Annotated in this window: 8 protein-coding genes; 5 read left to right on the plus strand and 3 right to left on the minus strand. The window is 62.0% G+C overall.

Annotation, left to right across the window (positions count from 1 at the left end; translation table 11 throughout):
* From DSD28_RS19285 to DSD28_RS19295, 3 genes are all read left to right on the plus strand, one after another.
* Positions 1–5694 (plus strand): DUF5801 repeats-in-toxin domain-containing protein, encoded by a 5694-nt coding sequence (locus DSD28_RS19285; RefSeq protein ID WP_119258064.1) that lies wholly within the window; start codon positions 1–3, stop codon positions 5692–5694.
* Positions 5695–5807: 113 nt separating this feature from the next.
* Positions 5808–6158 (plus strand): hypothetical protein, encoded by a 351-nt coding sequence (locus tag DSD28_RS19290; protein ID WP_119258219.1) that lies wholly within the window; start codon positions 5808–5810, stop codon positions 6156–6158.
* Between the two features lie 99 nt (positions 6159–6257).
* A complete protein-coding gene (locus tag DSD28_RS19295; RefSeq protein ID WP_119258065.1) occupies positions 6258–7280 on the plus strand; it encodes a hypothetical protein in 1023 nt (340 codons plus the stop codon).
* A 164-nt stretch (positions 7281–7444) separates the two neighbouring features.
* Here DSD28_RS19295 and DSD28_RS19300 read toward each other — a convergent pair whose 3' ends face one another.
* The 3 genes from DSD28_RS19300 to DSD28_RS19310 form a co-directional block, all read right to left on the minus strand.
* Complete coding sequence (locus DSD28_RS19300; protein ID WP_119258066.1) at positions 7445–8143, minus strand: GntR family transcriptional regulator; 699 nt, start codon at positions 8141–8143, stop codon at positions 7445–7447.
* A gap of 138 nt (positions 8144–8281) precedes the next feature.
* Positions 8282–9289, minus strand: coding sequence for an Ldh family oxidoreductase (locus DSD28_RS19305; RefSeq protein ID WP_119258067.1), 1008 nt, complete (start codon positions 9287–9289; stop codon positions 8282–8284).
* Between the two features lie 199 nt (positions 9290–9488).
* Entirely contained in the window at positions 9489–10406 is a 918-nt protein-coding gene (locus DSD28_RS19310; RefSeq protein ID WP_119258068.1) for a LysR family transcriptional regulator, read from the minus strand.
* A gap of 132 nt (positions 10407–10538) precedes the next feature.
* Between DSD28_RS19310 and DSD28_RS19315 the strand changes: the two genes are divergently transcribed.
* Positions 10539–11180, plus strand: coding sequence for an SDR family oxidoreductase (locus tag DSD28_RS19315; RefSeq protein WP_245424880.1), 642 nt, complete (start codon positions 10539–10541; stop codon positions 11178–11180).
* Between the two features lie 60 nt (positions 11181–11240).
* A complete protein-coding gene (locus DSD28_RS19320) occupies positions 11241–12167 on the plus strand; it encodes an alpha/beta hydrolase (protein ID WP_119258069.1) in 927 nt (308 codons plus the stop codon).
* The last annotated feature ends 29 nt before the right edge of the window (positions 12168–12196 follow it).

A 12196-nucleotide genomic window follows, 5' to 3' on the forward strand; every position in this document is an offset into this window, starting at 1 on the left:
ATGACTACCGAGGGCTTTATCGAAAATCTGTCTGTTTCCGACGCTTCGCACGGCGCCGGCGAGCGCCCGGCGGCGTTCCCCGCCGAAGCCGGCGGGCTGGCGCACGAGGCGCAGCAGATCGCGCAGGCGGAGACGCAGCAGGGCGCAGCAGCCGTCCCGCAGTCGGGCGAGCAGATCGTTGCCGCCGTGGATAACGTCGTCAAGCTCCCCGCAGGCACGTCCATCGAAAAGGTCGAGATCGACGGCGACAACCTCATCCTCGTCCAGCCTGACGGCAGCCGCATCGTCATCGAGCACGCCGCCCTGCACGTTCCGACCTTCGTTATCGACGATGTCGAGATTCCGCAGGAAGCCCTGGTCGCCGCGCTCGAAGCAAGCAACATCAACGTGGCGGCCGGCCCCGACGGCACGCTGACGGCAGCGGCTGCCGGCAGCGAAAGCGCCGGCGGCAACTTCAGCGAAGCCATTCCCGGCATCGGCGACGCGGGCCCGGCAATCGACCTCCTGCCTCCGACGGCACTGCAGTTCGGCGCGCCCGAGGATCGGCAGCTTCTTGCCGCGTTCGATGCGCCCAATCGCGGCCCGGGGATAGAGTTTCCGGAAAATCCCTCGACCGGAGAAGGTGAACCCGACCTGCATCTCCGCGTTGAGACGGTCTACGAAAAATATATGAAAGACGGGACAGAGGGGAACGGAGAGGACAACGACGGTACCATCGTTAAAGGTACATTCACCATATCCGACCCTGACGGCCGCGGTGACATAGCCTCGCTGACGATCCAAGGCCTTGAGCCTCTTCCGGCCGGTGTAAGTTCCACGCATCCGATTGGCGAGCTTGTGGGGTGGACTATCTATGGTGCGCATGGCGTCCTGAAGATCACCGCTTACGATCCCCTCTCAGGCAAGGTGAGCTACGAATACACGCTGACTAGCAAGGTCAATCACCCGGTCGCGGGACAGGCCGATATTGCAGACGATGCAGATCATTTCACCATCCAGGTCACCGACAAGGGCGGCCTCGGCGCGTCGGCGACGCTGAAAATCGATATCGTCGATGACGTGCCCAAGCTCGACATCCAAGGAAATGCCGTTCAGGTCGTTCACGATGAAAGCTTCGGCCCTCAGGGCCAAGGCGCGAACGATATCAGCAAGACCATCCCCAATCTACAAGCGCTGGCGCTGTTTGCACCAATCGCATCCAAGGGCAAGGACCCGCAGTCTCCACTCGGTCTGCCGCTCGGGTTCGCCCATAGCAAAGGAGCGATCGTAGACGTCACGGTCAATCATGGAGCGGACGGGCAAGGCAAGCCGCTGTCCTATTCGCTTGCGACGGAGGCGGGAACGGATTCCGGCCTGTCGACAACGGAAGGCGGCAGGATCTTTCTCTACGCCGAAACCTATAACGGCATCACCTATATCGTCGGTCGCCTTGGCGAGGGCGATACCGCAAATCCGGAAGGCAAGGCCGCATTCGCGCTGCACAGCGACGGAAACGGCGAGGTCACGGTGGCGCAGTGGCTTTCCATCCATAACACCCAGGCAGGCGGTAGCGCGGCCGACTACAACGAAGTGGACCATCTCGCCGCGGGCGCGGTGTTTGTCGTGGTGACTGCTGAGGATGGAGATGGCGACAAGGTCAGCAAGACCGTCGATATTTCCGGACAAATAGGCTTCCGCGACGACGGACCGGATGCCCGGGACGCGAAGGGGCTCTGGACGCTCGACGATGAAAGCTTCCACGACGGCATCAAGGGCGGGCCGGGCGACACTTCTCCTGACTTGGTTCCCAAGCTCGCCGGTGTTCTGCCCTTGAATGGCGGCATGGACGGGGTGAAGCAGGTTTCCGTCTCGGAGGCCGTCAATGTTGTTAATGACAAAGGCGATTCGTCGGCAGTCCTGAAGGCGATCTTTGTCGATGGTCAGGGCGTTGGGCACGCTTGCGATGTGACGGTCGGATGGACCGAGAACGGCAGCGGCGGAGGCACGCTCAAAGGTACGGCAGAATACGGCGGGACTTCCTTTGATGTGTTTACACTCAAGGTGAATGCCGATGGAACTTATACGCTCCAGATGCATGCCCCCCTCGATCACCCGCTGACGAGTGAAAGCGGAAGCGATATTGCGACCTCCTGGGAAGACAATCTCAAAATCGAGTTCAGCTACACGGTGACCGACGGTGACGGCGATACCGCTTCCGCTAAGCTTTCCGTGACCGTGAATGACGACTCGCCGGAGTTCGCTTCCAGCGGGAGCCGCGACAGCACGGTCCAGGACGATCACGGGACGTGGACGGCGAGTGGCGACGTCCACATAAAATTTGGCTCGGACGGTCAGCATGCGAACGCGGCGGGAGAGGCTGACGGCCTGAAAATCACCGACTACAACCATCACCTGGCTGGGGTTACGGAAACCTTGTCAGATGATGGAAGGACGGTGACTGCAAAAATCGACGGAACAGACAAGCTTCTCTATACGCTGACCTTGAACAATGACGGCAGCTATACCTTCGTACAGCACAACGAGTTGCCGGGTGGCGTTGGAAGTCTGCCGATGGTCTCGACCGGCGGCGGCTTCGGACCGACATATGATCCGAAGAGCTTCGCCGGCTTCACGCTTGCCGGTGTGAGTGGACCGCTGAGCGGTTCCAACGGTGTCGGCGTGAGCGACGGCAACATGGATGCCGGCGACAGTTTCAAGATTTCGTTCGACCACGCGATGGTGTCGGCCGATCTCGGCATCAAGGCGCAGGGGCAGGGCACGCTTTTGCTGCACTGGACTGCCTATGACGCAGATGGCAATCAGGTTGCGGACGGGTATACCAACGCCTTTGGCAAAGATGCTTCGAGCGTGGCGATCACACCGCCGGCGGGCGTCGTGTTCCAGTCCCTCAGTGTCGAGGTTGCTTTGGGGAGTGCCCCCAGCCCGCATGCGCCAAACTTCAAACTGACGGGCGTCGGCGGCGAGACGCAGACGACGGTTCCCCTCGACAAATTGACCTTTGGCGTCTCCGCAACGGATGGTGACGGCGACACCGTCTCCGCCGATTTCACCGTCGGGATGCATGCTTCCGGGCCGACCATCGCCATCCCTGCCGCAGGTAAGGCTGACGCCGGCACCTTGGTTGATGAAGCGGGCCTTTCGGTGCGTATCATCGACGGACATGAGGAGGCAGCCGGTTCGAAAGCCGGTACGGGTGTGGACACCGCAAAAGGAACGGTCGCCTTCACCTCGCAGGGCGCTCCCGCCGAAGTCACACTGGAAGGCAAGGCCCTGTCTTCCGACAAGGACAACCCCACGACCGTCAAGGACGACGCCGCCGGCGCGCTGAAAGCCTGGTACGTCTACGACACGACGACGGGTAAGGGTGAAATCCACTACGTCTACACATTAAAGGACAATACGTCCGGTGACGGTCGCTCGGTCGCGTTCGACGTGGCTGTGAAGGATGCGGGCGGCGCCGATATATCCGGCAAACTGGTCATCGACATCCTCGATGATGGCCCGACCGCCCGCACCGACGATGGAAATGTCGTCAAGGGCGCGACGCTCACGGTATCGGCGGACGATGGCGTGTTGCATAACGATTCCGCCGGCGCGGACGGGTATGCATCGGAAGGGGGTGTCGTCGGTGTCCGTGCCGTTCTCAACGGCAACGATATCACGACTGCCGTGCAGGTCGGCATCAACACCGCGATTGTGGGATTGTATGGCACGCTGACGCTACAGGCGAACGGCTCTTATGAATACAAGGTCACCGCCAGCCACATCCCTCCGGATGCGCAGGACAAGTTCGTCTATTCCATCATGGATGGGGATGGGGATCTCTCGACGACGACGCTGACGATCAATGTCGCGAACGTCGTCCTCACTCCCGACAATCAGGTCGGGGTCGTCCATGAGGCCGCGCTTGATCTGGTGAAAGATCCGGCTGACCTTGCCATCGGAACGGTAAAGGGCTCGAACCCTGCGAGCCCGTTGGAAACTGTTACGGGGCAACTCCACGTGTCCGGCAGCCAAGGTATTGTCTACGAGGCCTTTACCAAGACCACAGCGCACGGGGTCTTCGAGCTGAAGACAGACGGTTCCTGGACATATACGCTGACGTCACCTTATGACAGCGGCGCTGTCCAGGGCGACAATACAGTGTCGGGCGATCAGTTCGCCTATACGGCCAAGGATGCTTTCGGCAATCTTGTCCAGGGGACGGTGCAGGTTAATGTCGTCGACGACGTTCCGGCCTTCACCCTTGTCAACGACGGCAACCGCAATGGGGTCGTGGAGCTGTCGGCGTCCAACCCGGGGGCGAATGTTACCTATACCGGCCAGTTCGCGGAGTGGCATTATGGGGCGGATGGATACAAAAGTATCACGATGCCGACGCTGCAAACCGGCAATCTGAAGGTGGAGACGGTCTCCTCGGGTCCGGACAAGATTGTGCTCGACCTGAAGGAGAACGGCACCGTCGTCGCCAAGCTGACGCTGAATGCCAACGGCACCGATTCACTGGAGGTGATGCACCGGGAAGGCAAGGTCGACTTTACCCCCTTCCCGACGAATAACGGTGGCGGTGGAAAGCCGGTCGACTTCAAGGTCATAGACTTGGCAGACTTCGATGTTGTCGCATCCGCCACCAAGAACGGCTCCAAGGATCAGGTGAATTCCAACAATGGGTGGGGTGTCGACAACGGCAACATCAACAAGAACGAAGCTATCCTGTTCAAGTTTGTCGACAATCTCAGCGACCCCTCGAATCCCGCTGCAGTGAACGCCGCCGCTGGCCATCGTGCTTATGATTTCCAATTCACGACAACAAGTCTCAACGGATTCCCTGGTCCCAAGGACGACGCGGTGGCCTCCGTCATCGTCAGGGTCTACCTTGACGCCGGGATGACGAAATACGATGAGGTCACGGTTTCTGCAAAGCAGGGAGACAGTTTCCAGATCAGCCATCTCGACTGGTCGGCGGCTGCCGGCAATGGAAGTTACCATTCGGGCGATCCGATATTCGGCGTACGGGTTCTCAACGCGACAAATAAGGGTACTTTCCGCCTGGATGACATCGCGGTTGGCGCCGACCATGTCACTCCGCCGGCCGATCTCGACTTCAAGGGCATCGAAATAAAGATCACGGATGGCGATGGCGATACCGCCACGCAGAAATTCGACGTTCATATCGGCGGAGCGTCCGGCGATCATTTGACGGTGGAAGCCGTTGCCGGAACATCGGATAACGACACGCTGCACGGAGCCGCCGGTAGCGATACCCTGATCGGCGGGCTTGGTGATGACATCCTCTACGGGGGGGACGGTAATGACATTCTCATTGGCGGGCTGGGCCATAACACGCTGTATGGCGGCGGAGGCAACGACACGTTCGTAATTGACGCGTCGAAGGCACTGTCGGGGGCGCTGTCGGACATGATCATGGACTATCACAACGGCCAGAGTGGAGAGCATGATGTGGTCGACCTGAGCGAATTGCTGCATGGCATCACCGTGACGGAGGCGAACCCCATCGGCAACTATGTGAAGGTCATCGACCATGGCGCGGACGGGGCCGCCGCGGATGAATTGCAGGTCAGCACGACCGGCAATGCCAGCGACTTCCACACAGTCGCGGTTCTGAATACGGATGCAGGCGTCAAGATTCTCTATAATACGGACCATACGGAAACGACTATTCCGCATCCTTGAGGATACGATTGCGCCCGGCAGTCCTCTCTAGGCTGGCGGGCGTTGAAACGAGTGTAAAATTAGAATAAGCGAAAATGAGGCTTTTCAGTCTTCCGGGGGATTTCATGTTTTCGATGCGAAAGGCTCTTGCCGCGGCGCTTCTGCTGGCAGGAAGCGTGACGGCTCAGGCTGCGGATATCGGTGAAGGGTATGCGCAGTGCGCGCTGGCGACGGGCTCGACCCTTGCCGGCCAGCAGAACAATGCAACGCTTTCCGACGAGGTGGTGCGGTTGATGAACGAGGCCGTGGGGGTCGCCGACGATCCCCGCTGGATCAATTCGCGCCAGCCGGCCTTTACCTGGGCTTCAGAGGCGAAGGCCGCCTGCGGCAAGGCCTATGGTTATCTCAAGGCGAGCTATCGCGACGAGGATTGGCTCAACAAGTGCGAATGTTTCCATTCGCGCATGCTTCAATACATGAACTGATCCATGCGCGTTCTTCTTCGCGGTTGCCGCGTTTTCAGCGCCTGCTCGCTTGCGCTTGCACTATTGGCCGCCTGTCAGTCGGGCTCGGCGCCTGAGGCATTGGACAGCGCCGCGCACGAAAGCCATGCGGCGGCCGACGTTTCCACGCGTGTCGGATCGGGCAGCGCCCATGTCGATCTCTTCATCGATCGCAGCATGCCGGGCACCGCCGACGACTATCGGGACGGCGCGGCACTGGCGGCCAAGAAACTTGGAGCCGGCAAGCTGGCGCTTTCCGTGCACGATCTGCGTTCGGGCACGGGGGATCTCGCAGGCGAGGTCCGCAAGGCGGCTGCCGGCGGCTCGAAGTTCTTCATCGGACCGCCGTCCCTTTCGGGAGCCGCTGCTGCGGCGGCAAGCGGATCCGCTGTCGTGCTTCTGGCCAGCGAGCCGGTGGCAGGTGGCGGCGCCATCATTTCCGATGAGGTCGATGGCCTCATCGAGGTGGCGGCCTATGCCGCGGGTGCCGGGCGGAAAGACATCATGGCGGTCGCTTCGCGGCACCTGAGCGATGTGGAGGCGCAGCGCCTGCGTAGCGGCCTGAAGAAGGCTGGTGCCAACCTTCTCGACATCGTCACGGATCCGAGTTCGCCAGCCGGCAAGAAGAGCCTCGCCAAGCTCGCCAGCGTGCAGGCGGTGCTGCTGATCGGCGAGGATGCGCCGAAGGTAATTGCACCCATCCTTCGCCAGGGCGGCGCACTGCCGGCGGACGTTCCGTTCCTCGGCACGGCGACCTGGCCGGCCAGTAGCTATGCCGAGCCGGCGCTGGAAGGCGCGATGCTGGCCTTGGTGGATCAGACCGCGCTGAAACGCATCTCCAAGCCCTTCCAGGAGGCCTATGGCCGGCCCCTGTCCCTTGATGCCGCCTACGCATTCGATGCGGTCGCCGTTGCGGCAGGCATCGTGCATTCAAAGGGAGATCAGGCGCTGACGGCCGACGCCCTTCATGCTTCATCGGGCTTTGCAGGCGCCACTGGCGTCTTTCGCTTCGACGCACAAGGTCGCGTAGAGCGCCGTTTCGCCGTTTACCGTCTGGCACATGGCAAACCGAGCCTGCTGGACGCCGCGCCCATGGGGTTTTGATACCGGGATAGACCCATAGGGGCGCGAGCGGCGAGATGCGATCGTGCGAGCTGTCAACTGGAAGCAGGGGATTGGTGGCCGGAGCTTGGCGGTGGCGTTTCGTATTTTCGTGCTGGCGCCGCCGGCCCGGCGAAACGGCACCAGCGGAAGAACGCTGATCTCCGTTACTCTGCCGCACGTGTCTCGGCGCCGGCGTCTCGGTCCTTCAGGAGATCGAGCAGCACGAGGCGGATGTGATCGACGTGCTCGCGCATGAGCGCCGCACCTTGTTCGAACCTGCCTTCGCGGCAGAGCTTCAAGATCGACTTGTGCTCTTCGACCGCCCGGTTTCGATCCGGAGTGATATTTGTCAATTGGATGCGGGTATGCCGGTCGCATTCCGCAAGAAGATTTTGCACCGTCGCCAGGATACGGGGGCTGCGCGCGTGCCGGTACAGCGTCACGTGAAAGTCGGTGTTCAGGTCGTTCCAGCTGTCGACATCGACCGCTTCCATCGCAGCCGTATACCGTTCCAGATTTTCGGCAAGATGCTGGAAGTCGTCGGCCGTGAGCTTCGGGGCGGAGCGGAGGAACAGGAACGGCTCCAGCAGCAGCCGCATGTTGAAGAGCTCTTCGATCTCGTCGACCGACAGTTCGACGACGACGGCTCCGCGGTGGGGCATCATCGTGAGGATGCCTTCCCGCTCGAGAACCAGCAGGGCTTCTCGAATCGGAATCCGGCTCATGCCGAACTCTTCCGCCAGTGCGTCCTGACGCAACCGCATTCCCGGTGGATAGGCGCCGCCGAGGATGCGTTCGCGGATGGCGGACGCAGCGGCCTCGGCCATGGTTTTGTGCATCAACCCTTTGCCGACCGTTGCCATGCCGTGTCGCCCGTCTCTCATGAAATCGATTTGTTGATTTATATGATGCTGAAAGAGGCCTGTCCAATCCGGCAGGGATGGTGCGGGCAGTCGTGGGCGTGAGAACGAAACTCGGGGAGCCAGCGGGCGCGCGCCCGTTCAGGCGTCGTGGCCGAGCATCTCGATCTTTTGCAGGAGCGCCGAAGAGACTTCCACCCCGTCGGCCTCGCTTCTCTTCCTTGTTTCGTATCGCCGCTGCGACGGCAGCCGGACGCCCGGCTGAGACAAGGCTTCGGCAAAGAAGCCTTCCCCGGCCTTGCGGGCGTCAACTCCGAACACGCCCGGATCGATGACCACAAAAAGCTCGCCGCCCGGCGGAGGTCCCCCATCCGAAATGTCAAGGCGGGCGACCTGGCCGCTTGTGCGTTCACCGATGAGCGGGCCGGCGATCAACTCGACCATCATCGACAAGGCCGAACCCTTGTGACCGCCGAACGGCAAAAGCGCGCCGCCCAAGGCGCTTCCGGCATGCACGGTCGGGTTTCCTTCGCTATCGATGGCCCATCCCTCGGGGAGCCGTTCGCCCGCCTGGTTCCGCAGTTCGACCTCACCGCGCGCGGCGGCGCTTGTCGCAAAATCGAAGATGAAGGCACCCCCTTCGGGCCGCGGCCAGCCGAAGGCCACCGGATTCGTGCCCAGCAGGCGCCGCACGCCGCCGTGGGGCGCGACGGCGCATTGCCCGACGACATAGCACCATGCCACCAGATCGGCTGCAATCAGCGGTTCGAGGTCCGCCCACAGGGCGGAGAAGTGATGCGTGTTTCCGCAGGCCAGCGCCGCGATACCGTTTTGCCGCGCGGCGGAGACGAGTGCGGTCCTTGCGGCTTCGAAGGCGGCCGGCGCGAAACCCCTGTCGCCGTCGACATATATGACGCCGGGAGCCCGCATGTTCACCCGAGGTTCCGCGGCCCCGTTGGCTCGTCCCGAGCGCACGGCCGCGACATAGCCTGGCACACGGTACAGTCCATGGGATTGGCAACCGTCCGCTTCCGCCCGGGTGACGACATCCGCAACGGCGCGCGCCTGCTTGTCCGAAAATCCGTTGCGAGTGAGCGCCAGCATCGTAATCGACCGGATTCGATCGAGCGAAAGGTTTATTGACGTCATTGCCATTTCCTTGCCGGGGCGGCTTGCCAGTCGATTGTCCATTGCCGAACTAGATTTGCATAAAATATACAAAATGAACAGGGCTCTTTACGTGGAATGCATGAGAGGCGCGCGAAACGTGCCGCCAGCCTCCGGAAGGGGCGGCCCCGACCTCTGCCGGTATCGGACCGCCTGGGATGGCTGGAGGGAGCAGGAGTGGCTAAGGCCCGGAAAGAGCGTCCCTTTTCTCGACGAGGAAATCGACCAGCGCGCGGAGCTTCGCCGGCATCTGCTCGCGAGACGGCAGATAGAGATCGAAGCCGTCGAAAGGCGGACACCAGGCATCGAGCACGCGCAGCAGTGCCCCGCCGGCTATATGCTCGCGCAGGGCGATTTCCATATGCATGACGAGCCCTGCGCCCTGCAGCGCCGCGCGTATCATCATCTCGTCGCTGTTGGTGACGAGGCTTCCACGCGGGGCGATCTCGAACTGTCGTCCGGTCGCCGGGTCCGTGAAATCCCAGCGATAGAGGCCGCCGCCTCTGCTGGGCCGAAAGCCCACGCAGTCGAACCGCTCAAGCTCGGACGGCACCTGCGGCGGGGGCTTTCCCGCGAAGAAGGCGGGGGAACCGACCACCGCCATCGCCATGGGCGGGCTGATCGGAATGGCGATCATGCTGTCGTTGACGCTCTCGCGCAGGCGAATGCCCGCGTCGCATCCCTCGCCGATGATGTCGCCGAGGCCGTCGTCGATGATGATTTCCAGATGGACGAGCGGATAACGCCGTCTGAATTCGCCGAGATGCGGCTCCAGGAAATAGCGGGCGGCAAAGCCCGAGGTGTTGATGCGCAGTTCGCCCGTCGGGCGCCTCGCCGAGGCGCCGAGGTTGCCCACCGCATCCGTGATCATCGCGAGGCCCGGATTCATCTCGGCCAGAAGCCTGCGGCCATCCTCGGTGACGGACACCGACCGGGTCGAACGGTTCAGCAGACGGACATCAAGCCGTTTTTCCAGCGTGCGGATGATCTGCGAAAGCGCGGAAGGCGAAATGCGCATCTGGGCGGCCGCGCGAGTAAAGCTTCCCGCGCGTGCCACTTCCGCAAATGCCGCGAGCGCGGGAAGCAGATTACGGTCCATGGGTTCCTGATTGTGAAGATAGGCTTCAAACTCATTGAAGAATGCCCGGATTTTTCGAAGCCGTCCAGGGGATTATCTTTGTTGAGGAATGGTAAGCGGCAGGCGCCCGCTTCCCGGGAAATCTGCAAGGAGATGACCGTGACGAAGATATCGATCCTCGGTGCGAGCGGCCAGATCGCCCGCCATGTCGTGAACATGCTGGCGGGACGGGAGGGCGTCGCGATGACCTTGTTCCTGCGCGATGCGAAGAGGCTCGGCCGGGACATTCCGGGCAATGCCCGCGTGATCGCGGCCGACGTGCTCGACGGTGCCATGCTGAAGGCGGCGGTGGCCGGGCAGGACATCGTCTATGCAAACCTTGCAGGCGATATCGATCTGCAGGCAGCTGCGATCATCGCCGCCATGAAGGAGACCGGTACGGAAAAGCTGGTCTTCTGCACGACGCTGGGCATCTACGACGAGGTGCCCGGCAAGTTCGGCGAGTGGAACAACCGCGAAATCGGCGATTATCTTCCGCCCTATCGCAAGGCCGCCGACCTGATCGAGGCCTCCGGGCTGGATTATGCGATCCTGCGCCCGGCATGGCTGACCGATGCGGAAGAGGTGGATTTCGAACTCACCGAGCGCAACGAACCGTTCAAGGGAACGGAAGTGTCGCGCAGGAGCGTCGCGGCCGTGGTCGTCCAGCTTGCCGAGGCGTCCGGCCCTCTCGGCAATCGCAATATCGGCATCAACAAGCCCGGAACGGATGGCGGCAAGCCCGCCTTCATGTGACCTCGCCCGAAGCGATCCGGCCACCAATCAATCGGAATTGACGAAAGAGGAGACTGCATCATGGAAACCGTGAAAATCCGCAACCGCGACATGTCCTGGGACATCGCCGCCGATATCCATTTTCCGCCGGACTTCGACAGGTCGAAGACCTATCCGGCCATCATCAGCGCCCATCCGATCGGGAGCTGCAAGGACCAGACCTCGGGCAATGTCTATGGCGTTGCACTGGCAAGGGAAGGCTTCGTCGTCATCGCCTTCGATGCCAGCTTCCAGGGGTCGAGCGGGGGCGAGCCACGCTTCATCGAGGACCCGACCCTGCGCGTCGAGGATTTTCGCCACGTCACCGACTATCTGGTGACGCTGCCCTATGTCGATGAGAACCGCATCGGCGTGCTCGGTATCTGCGGCGGTGGCGGCTATTCGATCAATGCCGCGATGACCGAACGGCGCATCAAGGCCGTCGGCACCGTCACAGGCGCAAACTACGGCCGGCTGATGCGTGAAGGCTTCACCGGCTACGATCCGATTGGTGCGCTGGAAGCGATGGCCAGGCAGCGCACGGCCGAGGCCCGCGGCGCGGAGTTCAAGGTCGACGACCTGTTGCCGCCGTCGCCGGCAGAGGCCCGACGCCTCGGCGTCACGGATCGAGATCCCCTGGAGGCGACCGAATACTATCGCACGCCGCGCGGCCGGCAGCCGAACGGCCTCAATCGCTCGATGCCCTCGCATCAGGCCGCGGCCATTGGCTGGGATGCCTTCCACCTGGCCGAAGTCCTCCTGACCCAGCCGCTCTGCGTCGTTGTCGGCGATCAGGTCGGCGCCTTTGGCGCCTATCGCGACGGCTGCGAGATCATCGGCCGTGCCGCCTCGAAGAAGAAGGAACTGGTCGTGATCGAGGGCTGGTCGCATTACGACCTCTATGACAAGCCCGAGCCGGTCGGGCAGGCGCTCGCAAAACTCATCCCCTTCTATAGGGAAAACCTCTGATCGGGATCGCCTGGGTCTGCGGCCTTATT

The organism is Shinella zoogloeoides, from assembly GCF_003574625.1.
Taxonomy (GTDB): Bacteria; Pseudomonadota; Alphaproteobacteria; order Rhizobiales; family Rhizobiaceae; genus Shinella; species Shinella zoogloeoides_A.